Annotated in this window: 16 protein-coding genes and 1 pseudogene; 14 read left to right on the top strand and 3 right to left on the bottom strand. The window is 57.3% G+C overall.

What is annotated here, in order from left to right:
- The first annotated feature begins 73 nt into the window (after positions 1-73).
- The 3 genes from F8B91_RS09320 to F8B91_RS09310 all read left to right on the top strand — a co-directional run bounded on the left by F8B91_RS09320 (position 74) and on the right by F8B91_RS09310 (position 4,460).
- The gene (locus F8B91_RS09320; protein ID WP_196503955.1) at positions 74-2,191 is read left to right on the top strand and encodes a bifunctional rhamnulose-1-phosphate aldolase/short-chain dehydrogenase; all 2,118 of its coding nucleotides are present in this window, start codon (positions 74-76) and stop codon (positions 2,189-2,191) included.
- 16 nt (positions 2,192-2,207) lie between these two features.
- Positions 2,208-3,500 (top strand): L-rhamnose catabolism isomerase, encoded by a 1,293-nt coding sequence (gene rhaI / locus F8B91_RS09315; protein WP_196503430.1) that lies wholly within the window; start codon positions 2,208-2,210, stop codon positions 3,498-3,500.
- A gap of 99 nt (positions 3,501-3,599) precedes the next feature.
- The gene (locus F8B91_RS09310; protein ID WP_196503429.1) at positions 3,600-4,460 is read left to right on the top strand and encodes a hypothetical protein; all 861 of its coding nucleotides are present in this window, start codon (positions 3,600-3,602) and stop codon (positions 4,458-4,460) included.
- Positions 4,461-4,481: 21 nt separating this feature from the next.
- On the opposite strand, the gene F8B91_RS09305 is transcribed toward F8B91_RS09310, so the two are convergent.
- Positions 4,482-5,423, bottom strand: coding sequence for a 2-hydroxyacid dehydrogenase (locus tag F8B91_RS09305; RefSeq protein ID WP_196503428.1), 942 nt, complete (start codon positions 5,421-5,423; stop codon positions 4,482-4,484).
- Positions 5,424-5,599: 176 nt separating this feature from the next.
- Between F8B91_RS09305 and F8B91_RS09300 the strand changes: the two genes are divergently transcribed.
- Complete coding sequence (locus F8B91_RS09300) at positions 5,600-5,833, top strand: hypothetical protein (RefSeq protein ID WP_196503427.1); 234 nt, start codon at positions 5,600-5,602, stop codon at positions 5,831-5,833.
- A 75-nt stretch (positions 5,834-5,908) separates the two neighbouring features.
- On the opposite strand, the gene F8B91_RS09295 is transcribed toward F8B91_RS09300, so the two are convergent.
- Complete coding sequence (locus F8B91_RS09295; RefSeq protein WP_196503426.1) at positions 5,909-6,292, bottom strand: hypothetical protein; 384 nt, start codon at positions 6,290-6,292, stop codon at positions 5,909-5,911.
- A 283-nt stretch (positions 6,293-6,575) separates the two neighbouring features.
- On the opposite strand from F8B91_RS09295, the gene gcvA reads away from it, so the two are divergent.
- The 7 genes and pseudogenes from gcvA to F8B91_RS09260 all read left to right on the top strand — a co-directional run.
- A complete protein-coding gene (gene gcvA, locus F8B91_RS09290; RefSeq protein WP_196503425.1) occupies positions 6,576-7,532 on the top strand; it encodes a transcriptional regulator GcvA in 957 nt (318 codons plus the stop codon).
- Positions 7,519-7,764, top strand: a complete 246-nt coding sequence (locus F8B91_RS09285; protein ID WP_196503424.1) for a hypothetical protein — start codon at positions 7,519-7,521, stop codon at positions 7,762-7,764. Before gcvA ends, F8B91_RS09285 begins: the two co-directional genes overlap by 14 nt.
- Before the next feature lie 233 nt (positions 7,765-7,997).
- Positions 7,998-8,435 carry an RrF2 family transcriptional regulator gene (locus F8B91_RS09280; RefSeq protein ID WP_196503423.1) on the top strand — a complete coding sequence of 146 codons (438 nt, stop codon included), beginning with the start codon at positions 7,998-8,000 and terminating at the stop codon, positions 8,433-8,435.
- Positions 8,436-8,551: 116 nt separating this feature from the next.
- Positions 8,552-9,577 carry a sulfate ABC transporter substrate-binding protein gene (locus tag F8B91_RS09275; RefSeq protein WP_196503422.1) on the top strand — a complete coding sequence of 342 codons (1,026 nt, stop codon included), beginning with the start codon at positions 8,552-8,554 and terminating at the stop codon, positions 9,575-9,577.
- Positions 9,577-10,428, top strand: coding sequence for a sulfate ABC transporter permease subunit CysT (gene cysT / locus F8B91_RS09270; RefSeq protein ID WP_196503421.1), 852 nt, complete (start codon positions 9,577-9,579; stop codon positions 10,426-10,428). Before F8B91_RS09275 ends, cysT begins: the two co-directional genes overlap by 1 nt.
- Positions 10,415-11,272, top strand: coding sequence for a sulfate ABC transporter permease subunit CysW (gene cysW / locus F8B91_RS09265; RefSeq protein WP_196503420.1), 858 nt, complete (start codon positions 10,415-10,417; stop codon positions 11,270-11,272). Before cysT ends, cysW begins: the two co-directional genes overlap by 14 nt.
- Positions 11,272-12,003 (top strand): annotated as a pseudogene (locus F8B91_RS09260) (sulfate/molybdate ABC transporter ATP-binding protein); the annotation flags it as partial. The gene cysW and the pseudogene F8B91_RS09260, both read left to right, overlap by 1 nt.
- Before the next feature lie 53 nt (positions 12,004-12,056).
- Here F8B91_RS09260 and F8B91_RS09255 read toward each other — a convergent pair.
- Positions 12,057-12,752 (bottom strand): cyclase family protein, encoded by a 696-nt coding sequence (locus F8B91_RS09255; RefSeq protein ID WP_196503418.1) that lies wholly within the window; start codon positions 12,750-12,752, stop codon positions 12,057-12,059.
- A gap of 207 nt (positions 12,753-12,959) precedes the next feature.
- Between F8B91_RS09255 and F8B91_RS09250 the strand changes: the two genes are divergently transcribed.
- The 3 genes from F8B91_RS09250 to F8B91_RS09240 are packed head-to-tail and all read left to right on the top strand — an operon-like array spanning position 12,960 to position 15,711.
- A complete protein-coding gene (locus F8B91_RS09250; RefSeq protein WP_196503417.1) occupies positions 12,960-13,829 on the top strand; it encodes an ABC transporter permease in 870 nt (289 codons plus the stop codon).
- A complete protein-coding gene (locus tag F8B91_RS09245; protein WP_246715004.1) occupies positions 13,826-14,623 on the top strand; it encodes an ABC transporter permease in 798 nt (265 codons plus the stop codon). Before F8B91_RS09250 ends, F8B91_RS09245 begins: the two co-directional genes overlap by 4 nt.
- A 17-nt stretch (positions 14,624-14,640) precedes the next feature.
- On the top strand, positions 14,641-15,711 hold the full coding sequence (locus tag F8B91_RS09240; protein WP_196503416.1) for an ABC transporter substrate-binding protein: 1,071 nt from the start codon (positions 14,641-14,643) through the stop codon (positions 15,709-15,711).
- The last annotated feature ends 30 nt before the right edge of the window (positions 15,712-15,741 follow it).

Raw genomic sequence — 15,741 nt, 5'->3', positions numbered from 1 at the left:
AGTCAATCAACTTCAAGCAGAAATAGTTGCTGCACTGCAGCAAAATGATCGAAGTTGACAGTTTATGATTGACATGGGGGCAGGCGAGTGCAAATTTCCGGGAAAATTCAGGCGAGGTCCCTTCGTGACACAATCATCCACTTCCATTCCAAATCTCTGGGACAAGGCCAAGGCCGACAGCCTGAACGAGGCTGACAGGCTGGTCTATCGCTCCAACCTTTTGGGCTCCGACAAGCGCGTCACCAATTACGGCGGCGGCAATACGTCCTCCAAGATCTGGGACAAGGATCCTCTCACCGGCGAGAAGGTTGAAGTGCTCTGGGTCAAGGGTTCCGGCGGCGACAATGCCACCATCAAACGCGATGGTTTTGCCACACTCTATATGGACAAGCTCCGTGCACTGAAGAAATTGTACCGTGGCGTTGAGCATGAAGACGAGATGGTGGATTACCTGCCGCATTCCACCTTCAACCTCAACCCGCGCGCCGCTTCGATCGACACGCCGCTGCATGCCTTCGTGCCCAAGCCTTATGTCGATCACATGCATCCCGATGCCATCATCGCCATCGCCGCCGCCAAGGATGTGAAGGCACTCACCAAAAAGATATTCGGTGACGACATCGGCACGCTGCCCTGGAAAAAGCCGGGCTTTGAGCTGGGCCTGTGGCTGGAAAAATTCTGCCTCGACAATCCCAAGGCCAAGGGCGTGATCCTCGAAAGCCACGGCTTGTTCACTTGGGGGGACACTCCGGAAGAGTGCTACGAAACCACACTCTGGGCCATCAACAAGGCCGCCGCCTGGCTGGAAGAACAGCAAAAGGGCAAGCCCGCTTTTGGTGGCGCGGTAACGAAATCACTCGCCGCCGATGAACGTCGCGCCAAGGCCGCCAAGCTGATGCCCGTCATCCGTGGTCTCATCTCAGGTGAATTCCGCATGGTCGGCCATTTCGATGACAGCGACACGGTGTTGGATTTCGTGAACTCGAAAGAGTTGAAGCCGCTCGCCGCACTCGGCACATCTTGCCCCGATCACTTCCTGCGCACCAAGATCGCCCCGCTTGTGGTTGAGGATGAGGCCAAGCTGCCGGAAGCAGTGGAAGCTTATCGCAAGAATTACGAGACTTATTACAACACCTGCAAACATCCGAATTCGCCCGCCATGCGCGATGCCAACCCGGTTGTGTTCCTGTTGCCGCAAGTCGGCATGTTCACTTTTGCAAAAGACAAATCCACCGCCCGCATCTCCGGCGAGTTCTATGTGAATGCCATCAACGTGATGCGCGGCGCATCGAGTGTTTCAACCTATACCGGCCTACCGCAGCAGGAAGCCTTCAACATCGAATATTGGCTGCTTGAAGAAGCCAAGCTGCAGCGCATGCCCAAGCCGAAATCTCTGGCTGGCCGCGTGGCTCTCGTCACCGGCGGAGCCGGCGGCATCGGCCGCGCCACGGCGATCCGCCTGCTGCGCGAAGGCGCTTGCGTGGTGCTCGCCGATTTCGACCAGACCGCGCTCGACTCTGCCAAGCAGGAACTCTCCGCCGCCTTCGGCAAGGATTTCGTGGCCGACACGCTGATCGACGTGACCAAGGAAGATCAAGTGGTGCAGGGCTTCGCCAAAGCTGCCGTTGAATTTGGCGGCCTCGATATCATGGTGTCGAATGCTGGCATCGCGTCCTCGGCCCCGGTTGCTGAAACCACGCTGGCGCTGTGGAACAAGAATATGGATATTCTGTCCACCGGCTATTTCCTCGTCTCGCGCGAGGCTTTCAAGCTGTTCGAACAGCAGAAGATCGGCGGCAACATTGTGTTCGTCGCGTCGAAGAACGGCCTCGCCGCGTCACCTAATGCATCAGCCTATTGCACGGCCAAGGGTGCTGAAATCCATCTCGCCCGCTGCCTCGCACTTGAAGGCGCTGAAAAGCAAATCCGCGTCAACGTGGTGAACCCCGATGCCGTTTTGCGCGGCTCGAAAATCTGGGCCGGCGAATGGCTGGAACAGCGTGCCTCGACTTACAAGACCGACAAGGAAGGCCTCGAAGAAATGTACCGTCAGCGCTCGCTGTTGAAGCGCTCGGTGTTCCCGGAAGACATTGCCGAGGCGATCTACTTCTTCGCCTCGGAAGCCTCCGCCAAGAGCACGGGCAACATCATCAACGTAGATGCGGGCAACGCACAAAGCTTCACGCGGTAAAATCCGGGAGAGAAACATGTCAGAACAGATGATCGCCGCCGCCACGGTGGAAGAAACCAACGCCGCGCGCGAAGCCACGCTCAAAAAACAGTATGACTTCCTCGGCGAAGACCTCGCCCGCCGCGGCATCAAGATCGATGACATTCTCGCCAAGGTCTCCGACTTCGCCGTCGCCGTTCCCAGTTGGGGTGTGGGCACTGGCGGCACCCGCTTTGGCCGCTTCCCCGATGGTGGCCAGCCGCGCGACATTTTCGACAAGATCGAAGACTGCGCCGTAATAGCTCAACTCACCCAGGCCACGCCCACCGTGTCGTTGCACATCCCATGGGACAAGGCCGACCCGAAGCGCCTCAAGCAATCTGCCAGCCGTTTCGGCCTGGGCTTCGATGCAATGAATTCCAACACCTTCTCGGATGCGGCCAACCAGAAATATTCGTATCGCTATGGCTCGCTCAGCCACATGGATAAAGCCACGCGCAAGCAGGCCATCGATCACAACATTGAATGCATCGAAATCGGCAAGGAGCTGGGCTCGAAAGCCCTTACCGTGTGGATCGGTGATGGCACCAATTTCCCCGGCCAGCAGAACTTCGCCAAGACCTTCCGCCATTATCTGGATTCGCTGAAGGAAATCTACGCGGCACTGCCCTCAGACTGGCGCCTGTTCACCGAACATAAAATGTATGAGCCCGCCTTCTATTCCACCGTGATGCAGGATTGGGGCAGCAACTATCTTACCGCGAAGGAACTGGGTGACAAGGCGTTCTGCCTCGTCGATCTCGGCCACCATGCGCCGAACACCAATATCGAAATGATCGTCTCGCGCCTCATTCAATTTGGCAAATTGGGTGGCTTCCATTTCAACGATTCAAAATATGGCGATGACGATCTCGATGCTGGCTCAATCGAGCCGTACCGCCTGTTCCTCGTCTTCAACGAACTGGTCGATGCTGAGCTGAACAAGACCAAGGGCTTCAATCCTGCGCACATGCTAGACCAAAGCCACAATGTCACCGACCCGATTGAAAGCCTGATGTCGTCCGCCATCGAAGTGCAGCGTTCCTATGCGCAAGCTTTGCTGGTGGATCGCAAGGCGCTTGAATCTTATCAGGAGTCAAACGACGCCTTGATGGCCACCACCACGCTGAAGCAGGCTTACCGCACCGACGTGGAGCCCATCCTCGCCATGTCGCGCTTGAAGAAGGGCGGCGCCATCGACGCCATCGCCACTTACCGCGCCGCCGGCTACCGCAAAAAGGTAACCGCCGAGCGCCCAGTCGTCGCAGCAGGCGGCGGCGGGATTGTCTAAGGCACAGCCTTCGCTTTATTGGCCGCATCCTTGCGTTGAGCAAACTTTCGTGCCAGAAAAACTGGCCGGGGGAATGTCAACTCATTCAGGGAGTTGCGCATGCGCAAGTCTGGGGCTGGAATTCTTCGTCTTTTTCTGGGATCTTTGATTTGGCCAACGCTGTTGGCAATTTTGATTGCGTTGAGTGTAACGCCCTCATTGGCAGAACAACTCGTTTTCTCTCCGCAGCCAGCAACAAAAACGGCAACCGGCGTCACGATCTATGCGCCCGAAAGTGGCTGTGAAGATGGAGAGTGCAACGGGCTTTCGCTGTCTTGTGACGCCAACACAATATTCAAGCTTGCGCTTCCCTATATTGATGAGGACGCAGTTGTGAGTATCATTCGCAAACAGGAGTTGAAATTGGCTCTCAGCATGAATGGCACCATTTTCAATATCGATCCCAATGAGATGATGCGTTCAGATGAATCCGGAAATTGGGAAGTTGAAGGCGTAGTGGCGGCGGACGATTTTTCAGATTACCTCAAGAATGAGCGGATTTACCTTTTGATTGGATCAGACACTTCCAAAATTGAATCGAATGAGAATCTCAAAAAATTTGCGCAGGATTGCTACGAACTCGTCCACAGGAATGATGTTAAGGCAAAACCCACAGAAATTCCAAGAGACCAGTATTGGAACTGCAAAAATGGATCAACCAACACCGGTGAAGTGAGAACCATGATCAGGAAATCGAGCGGCGTGATGACCTTGCTTTCCAAAAAGAGTGGCCTCAATTTCAAAGCCCCATTCAGATATTGCCAATCATCTCACTGCACGTGGGTGATTGATGGAGCCACGGATAAAGCGGAGGTGAATGAGAAATCTGGTTCCGTCTATATGACAATGCAATCTGGGTCTGACCCAACGCTTCAAATCTATTTGCCAACCGGCGAACTGGATTGTGAAGTCGAGAAGTGAGCGAAAACCCGGCTGGTGGCCTTAACCCACCGGCGTCAGCAGCGGTTTCCCGGCGAAATGCGCCGCCAGATTATCCTGCACCAGTTTCCCCATCGCCTGCCGCGTCTCCACCGTCGCACTCCCGCCATGCGGATGCAGCAACGCGTTCTCCAGCTTGAAGAATCGCTCATTGATCTTCGGTTCGTTCCAGAACACGTCGAGTGCAGCACCCGCGATCGTTTTGTTCGCCAGCGCCTGCAGTAGAGCTTCTTCATCGGCCACCGTGCCGCGCGCCACATTGATGAAGAAGCCCTTGGGCCCCAGCGCCTTCAGCACATCGGCATTCACAATGTTCTGCGTGCCCGCACCGCCCGGCAAAATCGCCACCAGGAAATCGCTGTTCTGCGCCAGCTCCACCAGCGAAGGATAATACGTATAGGCCGAGCCTTCGCGCTTCGTGCGCGTGTGATAGGCAATCGGCATGCCGAACGCTTCGGCGCGTTTGGCAATCGCCAGGCCGATACGGCCCAGCCCCAGAAGCCCCAGCCGCTTGCCGCTCATCCGCGTCAGCAAAGGCCAGCCCTCATTGGCCCATTTTCCAGAACGCACAAAGGCATCGCCCTTGCCGATCTGCCGCGCAATGCCCAGCATCAGCGCCAGCGTCAGGTCGGCCACTTCTTCGTTCAGCACATCCGGTGTGTTGGTCACCGCAATGCCGCGCGCCTTCGCGGCTGCCAAGTCAATCGCATCCGTGCCCACTCCGTTGCAGGCGATGATTTTCAGGTTCGGCAGTTTGTCCATCAATGCGCGCGAAGCGCCGAGGTCACCGCGTGTGCCAATGGCGGTGATGCGCGCCGCATGCTGCGCCACAAAGCCATCCTTGTCGGCCTGTTCCCACAGCCGCAGAACCTCATAGTCCCGCTCCAGCGCCTGCATGTCCCAATTCGGGTAGCTTCCGATCATCAGCAAAGCAGGCTTGGTCATAGGCGTTCCTTTAGCGGCAAGAGTGCTATCAAAAAAACTGATAGCGGCCTTTTGGAACAGGTCAACCCTCAACGCCTGAATGGTCCGTGAATGCTGGTGTCAGAGCCAGTTCAACCACAGTCCGGCAAACGTGCGCCATCACACCCGCAATAACGCGGATAAAATGGAAAAACAAAATGAACGAACTCACTCTCGCCGCGCTGGCTTTCCTTGCTCGCACGTCCATCGCTTCAACCAATCATGCCAACCAGGGCACAGCCTGCGAAAGCTATAACGGTAACTGGGCGTCCGCTCCGGCCACCAACGGCCTGTCCGTCGTCGATGATGGCCAGCATGGCATCAATGCAAACGCCCCAGCTGCGCAGAACCCTGATGACAGCTTCCACAACCCCTACAAGATTAGTACCTAGGAGATAGCATTTCAGCGTTGAGAGCGCCGGCCTCCGCCGGGGCTTTTTCGTTTGGTCAACCCAATCCCGCGCAGGTCAGCTTTTCATCTCGATCCGGATGCCATGCAGCGTCAGCGGTGAAGCATTGAGCACGCGCCCCGCAGCTTGTGGCGCCATGTGAACGACGAGGCTGCCTTTGCCATTCCATGCCTGCACCGCCTGGATGACATCGCGGTTCGGCGGCAGTTGCACGCCATCTGGTGAAATATCGTGGATCGGCCCCTGGATCTGGTCGAGCACAAATACCGAAGGCCATTGGTGATGGTGCACCGGTTCTTCGTCATTGGGTTCAAGCGTCACCTCAAGCACCCGCAGGCGCTCATTCTCAAACAGAACTTTGTGATGCTTCGGCGCGGCCGTCACGGCATCAAGTGCCGGGTCCCAGTCGCCATCATTTTCGGGCAGTGAAGTGGAAGTCATGAAGTCCCTCCTCTTTGCGTGGCAACAGACTGCATCTCAAAACGGTCGTGGTCAACGCGAGAGAGGGGGAGCAACCGCAGTAGCAAAAGAGCGGGCAACCGAACCTCTGTCAAAAAGCTCCAGACAGATAGCCCAAAAGCTACAGCCACCTAGCCTAAACGCCTCAAAAACATGCCTGAGCGGCGAACACTCTTCGGAAATGCTCCGCTGGAGATTCCCCTTGCCAACCCCGTTGTTCACTTTATACTATACTAAATTAGTAGATATTAAAGAGTAGCCGCCCATGAAACGAACCCTTCCGCCCTTGAACGCGCTGCGCGCCTTTGAAAGCGCGGCCCGCAATGTCAGCGTTTCGCTGGCGGCGGCAGAACTTGGCGTCTCCCCGGCGGCCATCAGCCACCAGATCCGCCTGTTTGAGGATTTCATCGGTCTGCCCGTTCTGGAACGATCCGGCCGTGGCATTGCTCTTACCGATGCAGGCCGCGCCGCCCTGCTGCCCATTCAGGCGGGCTTTGCCCAGTTCCATAACGCCATGGACGCGATTGACGCGCTAGGCGAAACCGGCACGTTGAATGTCAGCGTAGCACCATCCTTCGCCGCCAAATGGCTGCTGCCACGCTTGCGCGATTTCGAGGCGCTTTACCCGCAGATCGATGTGAATGTTTCGGCCTCGGTGCAACTGGTCGATTTCACCCGCGACAGCGTGGACATCGCGATTCGCTATGGCGGCGGTTCCTACCCCGAATTGCATGCCGAGCGCCTGCTGTCGGAATCGGTCTATGCGGTCTGCAGCCCTGCCTTGCTGAAGAATGGTCGCCCGCTGAAAAGCCTGGCCGATCTTGCCGGCCAAACCCTGCTGCATGATGACAGCCCGGATAATGATCCATCCTGCCCCGGTTGGGATCACTGGCTGCGCGCCGCTGGCCGCACGGAGATTGATTTCACCCGTGGCCCGCGCTTCAATCAGGCCAGCCTGGTGCTGGAGGCTGCAATTCTAGGCCGCGGCATCGCCCTCGCCAAATCCACTCTGGCCGAGGCTGACATCAAAGCTGGCCGCCTGGTGCGTTTGTTCTCCACCGAAGTGCCGGTCACCTTCGCCTATTATGTCGTGGCGCCGAAATCCAAATTGAACCTGCCGAAAGTGTCGTTCTTCCGCGATTGGCTGCGCTCACAGGTCGAATCGAGCGGAGCTGAAAAGCCTCCAGTTTATAAGGCTGAATTCAATCATGTTGCGGCCTGACGTCCATATTACTGAATTGTGCCGTGTCATTGCCGGGCGCAAACAGGTTGCAGAAATGATGGAGCCCACCATGCATATGCAGCCGAGAAAATATGTCGAGCGCGAATTGACCTTAAGCGAAATGCTGGATGATCCCATCGTGCAGGCCGTGATGAGCCGTGACCATGTGCAGCGCTCCAGCGTCGAGCAGCTGTTTGAAAACCTTCGCCCAGCCATGAAGAGGGCCGCCTGATGAAAAATGTTCTCGAAGCTTTGCGTGTCTTTTTCCGCCGAGACGAGCAGCTTGTGCCATTTCCAGAAAGTGCCATATCCCCAGTCTTGAACACCGCCGCACGTGGCGAGCTTTTCTACGCTGAGCTCATGGAGCATGAATGGGCTCGAAAGCCGCGCGACTATCCTTGGCCTCCCGGCTGGACCAGCTAATCGCATCTTGCACAAGGCCCTTGGCTGTCCCTAGATAGGGGCATGATTTCTCAGCGCGCCCGATATGCTTTCAAGGCCATGGTGGCCCTGGCCCGCGTGCAAGGCGGCAAGGGCCTGCAGATCAAGGAACTGGCCACCCAGGAACAGCTGCCGCGCAAATTCCTCGAGCAGATCCTGCTGGCGCTGAAATCCGCCGGCTATATCTCGTCCCGCCGTGGCCGCGATGGCGGTTACAATCTCCTGAAGCCGGCCGATCTCATTTATATTGGCCCCATGCTGCGCGCCATTGATGGCCCGATTGCGCCTTTGCCTTGTCTGTCGCGCACGGCTTACAAGCGCTGCGATGATTGCAAGACGGAATCCAAATGCGAGGTCCGCCTCGCCTTTGCCAAGGCCTATGGAGATTATTTGTCCGCCTTGGAAACCACCTCGCTGGCTCAGGTGTTGTACCAATCGGATGGCTTGCTGCCGCCGAATTGAGGCCAATTTAGTTTTTCTAAAATGACGTTTGTTCTTTTTAACGAACATTGCACTTGATACTATACTAATTCCGTATACTATGTGGATATTAGAGATTAAACATCAGGAGCTACCCAATGAAACACTTCAATCTCCGCAATGCCGGCGCCATCGCCGCCGTCGCGCTAACCATCGGATCTGGCTCGGCAATTTCGCGTGCAGACACCACGCTGCTGAATGTTTCCTATGATCCCACCCGCGAGCTCTACAAGGCCATCAACGAAAGCTTCGCCGCTGATTACAAGGCTAAGACGGGCGAGAATGTCATTATCAATCAGTCACATGGCGGCTCGGGTAAACAGGCCCGCGCGGTGATTGACGGCCTGAAGGCTGACGTTGTCACCCTCGCTCTGGCCGGCGACATCGACGCAATTGCCAGCAAAAGCAAGCTCTTGCCCGCAGATTGGGCGACCAAGCTGCCGCACAATTCCACCCCCTTCACCTCCACCATCGTTTTCCTGGTGAAGAAGGGAAATCCCAAGGAAATCAAGGACTGGGGCGATCTCGCCAAGCCTGGAATCGGCGTCATCACGCCCAACCCGAAAACCTCCGGCGGCGCCCGCTGGAATTTCCTCGCCGCATGGGCTTGGGGCCTGAAAGCAAATAACGGCGATGAATCAAAGACTAAAGACTATATCGCCGCAGTATACAAAAACGCCCCCGTGCTCGACACTGGCGCCCGCGGCTCCACCACCACCTTCGCAGAACGCGGCATTGGCGACGTACTTCTCGCTTGGGAAACAGATGCTTACTTGGCACTCGATGAATTCGGCAAAGACAAGTTCGACATTGTCTATCCGTCGATCTCGATCAATGCCGAAACCCCGGTCGCTGTGATAGAAGAAAACGCCAAGGCCAACGGCACCGAGAAGCAGGCAAAGGCCTATATTGATTACCTTTTCTCTCCTCCGGCGCAGAAGATTGCAGCCCATCTGCACTACCGCCCGACCGATGCGTCAGCCGCTGATCCGGCCGATCTCGCGCAGCTTCCCAAAATCGATCTTGTCTCCATCGACAAGGATTTCGGTGGCTGGAAAAAAGCCGGCGAAACCTTCTTCGCCGACGGCGCGATCTTCGATCAGATTTATAAGCCGACCAACTAATGTCCCTGGCGCTGCCCTCCCTGCGCTTTAGGCAAGCCAGCGTCATCCCGGGCTTCGGGGTGACGCTGGGCTTCACGCTTTTGGCGCTCGGCATCATCGTATTGATTCCATTGGCTGCTTTGGTGCTAAAGGCATCCGAAGTCGGCCCCGTGGATTTCTGGCGCCTGGCCACCAGCCCCCGCACGCTCGCCGCTTTGCGCCTGTCCTTCGGCGCGGCCGCGGTTGCCGCTCTGGTGGATGGCGTCTTCGGCCTGCTCATCGCCTGGGTTCTGGTGCGATACGAATTTCCCGGCAGAAAATTGCTGGATTCCGCGATTGATCTGCCCTTCGCGCTGCCCACGGCCGTGGCCGGCATCGCGCTCTCTGCGCTCTATGCGCCCAATGGCTGGATCGGCTCGATCGCCGACAAGATGGGCTACAAGATCGCCTACACGCCCTATGGCGTCACGCTAGCATTGATTTTCATCGGCTTGCCCTTTGTCGTGCGCGCGGTTGAACCTGTGCTGGCAGAAGCCGAACGTGATGTGGAAGAAGCCGCTGCCCTTCTCGGTGCCAGCCGATTGCGCAGCATTACCCATGTGGTGCTGCCGAGTATTTATCCTGCGCTACTGACAGGCACCGCATTGGCCTTTGCCCGCGCCGTAGGCGAATACGGCTCGGTGATTTTCATCGCGGGCAATATCCCCATGGTGTCTGAAATCGCGCCGCTGCTCATCGTGATCAAGCTGGAAGAATTTGATTATGGCGGCGCCACGGTGATTGCCGTTGTCATGCTTGCCATTTCTCTTGCCATCCTTCTGCTCGTCAACCGCCTCCAAGCCAGCTTGCGGAGGCGTGATGCCCAGGCGTGATCCCATCGGCGAAAGCGTTTTCACCCGCATCATCCTGATCGGCATTGCCTTGCTGTTTCTGGTCCTGATCCTGTTCATGCCGCTGGCGATTGTTTTCGCGGAGGCATTGAAGAAGGGCTTGGCCACCTACCTCACCGCACTGGGCGATCCCGAAACCCGCGCTGCTCTAAAGCTCACGCTTCTCGTCGCGGGCATTGCCGTGCCGCTCAATGCCGCCTTTGGCCTGTGCGCGGCTTGGGTCACCACCAAATATGAATTCCGCGGCAAAAACCTGCTGCTCAGCTTGATCGATCTGCCCTTCTCCGTTTCACCGGTGATTTCGGGCCTGATCTATGTGCTCGTTTTTGGCGCGCATGGCTGGTTTGGCCCGTGGCTGCGCGCGCATGGCGTAGAGGTGATCTTTGCTGTGCCGGGCATTGTGCTGGCCACCACTTTCGTGACCTTTCCTTTCGTCGCCCGCGAGCTCATTCCGTTGATGCAGGCGCAAGGATCCGAGGAAGAAGAAGCCAGCCTGTCGCTCGGCGCTTCGGGTTTTCATACGTTCTGGAATGTCACGCTGCCCAACATCAAATGGGCACTGCTCTATGGCGTACTGCTGTGCAATGCGCGTGCGATGGGCGAATTCGGCGCAGTGTCTGTTGTCTCCGGCCATATCCGCGGCCTGACCAATACGCTGCCGCTGCAGATCGAGATTCTCTACAACGAATACAACTTTGCAGCTGCCTTTGCGGTTGCAACTTTGTTGGCAGCCTTGGCGCTCGTCACGCTTCTTCTCAAATCAATTCTGGAATGGCGTTACGCTGGTGAGCTGGCCGCCGCACATAAAAATCGAGGAACTGCATAATGTCTGTTGCCGTCAATATCAGTGGAATTTCGAAGAACTTCGGCCAGACCGATGTGCTGCACCGCGTGTCGCTGAAGGTGGATGGCGGTGAGCTTGTGGCTTTGCTTGGCCCCTCAGGCTCCGGCAAGACCACGCTGTTACGTATCATTGCAGGCCTCGAATTTCAGGATGCCGGCGATGTTATGTTCGGAGACATCAACGCGCGCGCACTCTCGCTGCGCGACCGCCGCATCGGCTTTGTCTTCCAGCACTATGCCCTGTTCCGCCACATGACGGTGCAGGACAATATTGCCTTTGGCCTGCGCGCGCGTCCGCGCCTGCAGCGGCCGGGCGAAGCCGACATCAAGAAGCGCGTGAACGAGTTGCTGCAGCTGGTGCAGCTTGATGGCCTTGAGAAGCGCTATCCCGCGCAGCTTTCCGGCGGCCAGCGTCAGCGTGTGGCCCTTGCACGCGCCTTGGCCATCGAGCCGCGCGTGCTGCTGCTTGATGAACCCTTCGGCGCTCTCGATGCCAAGATCAGGAAAGACTTGCGCCAATGGCTGCGTGAACTGCAACGCAAGACCGGCCATACCACCATCTTCGTAACCCATGACCAAGACGAAGCCTTCGAACTGGCCGACCGCGTGGCCATCATGGATGGCGGCCAACTGGTGCAGATCGGCACACCCGATCATATTCGCCAATTTCCAGCTAATGATTTCGTCGCTGAATTCTTGGGCCAAACCTCATCGCAAGATCATGCGGCCACCAGTGGCGCGCAAATCCTGCCGCTCAAGCGCAAGTTCTAACCTTTCGGCACAAAGGCCACGGCACGCACCGGAGAGCCCGTGCCATTCTCAATCGGCAAGGGCAGGGCGGTGAGGAAGCTCCACACCGGCAGCTTGTCCAGATGCGCGAAATTCTCTCCGATCAAAATGCCCGCACCCAGCAGCGCTACATGCGCCGGAAATTTGGCTGAGGTGAAATGATCCATCGACAGGCAATCGGTAGCAACCAGCCGCACGCCGCGTGAAATCAACAGCTGCGCCGCATCTTCCGAAAGGCCGGGCCAGTCCTTCAGGAACCGCTCTTTCTTTTCCCATAGCTTGTGCCAGCCATAGGAAATCACCACCGCGTCTCCCTTTTCGAGCGCGCCATGCGCTGCCTCGAAATCGAGGATCGCTTGCGCCGGAATGGTGCTGTCGGGTGCGGCATGTTCCGCATCGATCTTGGCTAGTCGGCCGAAAAATTTCTCGACTGGAATCTGCGTGATTGAAGCGCCGCCCAGAATGAAATGCGACGGCGCATCAAAATGCGTGCCGGTATGTTCGCTCAGGCAAACCGAGTGAAGGCTGGCGTCATCGCCCTTCTCAAGGAATGACACTTGCTCCATCTTGAATTTCGGATGGGTGGGCCAGAATGGAATGCCGTCGCGCAGCACATGCGTCAGATCCACCAGATCGTAATCGCTTTCATCGCCTGTCCAGACCGCAGTTTTCATGGATGCCCTCACCGTGTTTTGCGATTCATGCCACGCGTCACAGCCAAAGTCTTGGTCCACGCTGCGATTTCCGTGCATTCAATTTCGTGAAACTAAGGCCAATATTTTCACAAGCTTCCCGATTTTAACTTGATTGACTGCCAATCGGCTTGACTCTTTCATAGAAATGAAAAAAACTTACCCTGTTTTCACAGGCAGAAAGGCAAGATGGCGTCATCCACCGCCAGCGCGATGCGACCGACCGGCTTCAGCGCCGCGATGCTGGCACCTGGACTTTTGGTCACCTGCCTGTTTATTCTCGCCGCGCTGGGCCTGCTGGTCTTCTTGGCCTTCCGCCACAATGATGGCTCGCTGCTGGGCAGCGGGCTCACAATTGAAAACTTCATCACGCTGGCCACCGATCCGCTTTACATCCGCATCATTCTGCGCTCGCTGCTGATCGCCGGTGTGGTCACCTGCGTCACCGTGATCACCGCCTATCCGGTGGCCTATTACCTGTCTTTCCATGCCGGCAAGCACCGGCGGCTGATCCTGTTTCTTGTTACGCTGCCGTTCTGGACGTCGTATCTCCTGCGCGTCTTCGCCTGGAAAATCGTGCTGGCCTTTAACGGCGTGTTGAACTCCGCACTGCTCGGGGGTGGCCTGGTCAGCGAACCGACAACGCTGTTCATCAACACGCCCTATGCCGTGGTGGTGACTTTGGCGCATGCCTATGCGCCCTTTGCCATCCTGCCCATTCTGGTCTCGCTCGATGTGATCCCACGCAACCTTTTGGAGGCAGCGGCTGATCTCGGCGCAAAGCCATTCACAGCCCTGCTGCGCGTCACCATCCCCAATTCCATGCCCGGCGTTCTGGCGGGCGCTGTTGTGGTCTTCGTGCCGACCGTGGGTGACTATGTGACGCCTGCACTTGTGGGCGGGCCGGACAGCACCATGATAGGCTCGCTCATCCAGGCGCAATTCGGCAAGGCGCAGGATTGGCCGTTTGGTTCGGCACTCGCCGTGCTGGTGATGCTGACGGTGCTACTGGTCATGCTTCTGGCCCGCCGCGCCAGCAAATCATGGAGTGCGGCATGAAGCGCTTCAGCTGGCTCGGCGCCTATGTGGCGCTCTATCTCGTCTTCATTTATCTGCCGATCGCGTTGATCCCGCTGTTCTCTTTCAACGATGCGGTGCAGGCGGCCTTTCCGCTCAAGGGCTTCACGCTCGCCTGGTATCAAAACCTCTGGAACAATGATGCGCTGAAATCATCCTTGCTCACCAGCGTGGAAGTGGGTGCCGCCGCTGCTTCAATCGCCACACTCTGCGGCACCAGCATTGCTTACGCGGAAATCATCGGCAGCTCCAAACTCGCGCGCTTGATCTCCGGCCTTGCGCGCCTGCCCATTCTCATCCCCGGCGTGATCATCGGCATTGCGCTGTTGATCGTGGTCAACATCATCGCCCTTGGCCCGTCGCGCCTGGCCATCGTGATCGGCCATGTGCTGGTGGCGCTGCCCACCACGGTGATGGTGCTGCGTGGCCGCTTTGCCTCCATCCCGCGCACTATAGCCGAAGCCGCGCAAGATCTGGGTGCCAAGGACGCAACGGTGTTCTTCCGCATCATGTTGCCGCTGGCGCTGTCGGCCATTGCCTCGGCCTTCCTGCTGGCCTTCCTCACTTCGTTTGATGAATTCATCGTGGCCTTCTTCCTCTCCGGCACTGAACCCACGTTGCCGCTTTACATATGGAGCCAGCTGCGCTTCCCGAAATCCCTGCCGATGGTCATGGCGCTGGGCAGCTCGGTTCTAGCGCTGTCCATCATCATCGTCGCCATTTCCGAAATTCTGCGCCGCAAGGACCGCAGCCTTGCACTCACCACTTCACATTAGAAAAAGGGAGAAATAAAATGTTGCAACACCTGAAATCGAAGCGTCTTCGCAAGACTCTTGCGGCGCTGGCCTGCGCCACGGCCATGCTGGCCTCTAGCGTGGCCCAATCAGCCGACAAGCTCACATACTTCACCTGGTCTGGATATGAACCGCCGGAATTCAGCCCCGGCTATGACAAGCTGCACCCCGAAGGTTTTGATGCACCCACTTTCGGCGATGATGATGATGCCTTCACCAAGGTGAAAGCTGGCTTCCATCCGGACATTGCTCATCCCTGCTATGACAAGATCGCGCGCTGGAACAAGGAAGGCCTGCTGCAGCCAATCGAAACCGCCAAGATCAAGAACTGGGACAAGATTTTCCCGGTGTTCCGCAATCTGCCGGATTTGCAGGCGGGCGACGGCAAAGTCTGGTTCGTGCCGTGGGATTGGGGTAACACCTCGATCCTCTATCGCACGGATTTGGTGAAGAACCCGGAAGCCAGCTGGAATCTGCTGTGGAACAAGGACTATGCCGGCAAGATGGCAACCATCGATGCAGTGCATGACACGCCGGTTGTGGCCGCCCTCCTTTCTGGCGTCAGCCCCTTCGATATGGACCAGGCAGGCATGGACAAGGTGGCAGCCAAGCTGCGCGAACAACGCCCGCTCATGTCCACCTACACGACCGATATGACCTCGGTGGAGCAGAACCTGGCCAGCGGCGCGCTGGTTGCCGCGATGACCTGGAATGCATCTGCCGTGGCGCTCAAGAAGCAGGGCGTGCCGGTGGAATTCATGAAACCGAAGGAAGGCATGCTCACCTGGGTGTGCGGCTTCGTGATGATGAAGGACACCAAGAAGGTTGATGCCGCCTATGACTTCATCAACAGCCGCTTGGAGCCGGAAGCCGGTGCCAAACTGATCAACGACTATGGCTATGGTGCATCTACATCCTCCGCTTTCGCCAGCGTGAAGAAAGAAGATCTGGAAAAGCTGCAGCTGCCGGCCGATCCCGACGTGATGTTGAAAAGCACAATCTTTACCGGCCCGATGAAGCAATCGGATGAACTGGCCAAGATGTTCGAAAAAGTGAAGGCCGGCGGCTGACGCCGGCTTTCCTGCCGGAGGGCGTGCACC

It is taken from the genome of Aestuariivirga litoralis, assembly GCF_015714715.1.
Classification (GTDB): Bacteria; Pseudomonadota; Alphaproteobacteria; order Rhizobiales; family Aestuariivirgaceae; genus Aestuariivirga; species Aestuariivirga litoralis_A.
Note: the sequence above shows the minus strand (reverse complement) of the source record. Positions and strands in the feature narration are given on the sequence as shown.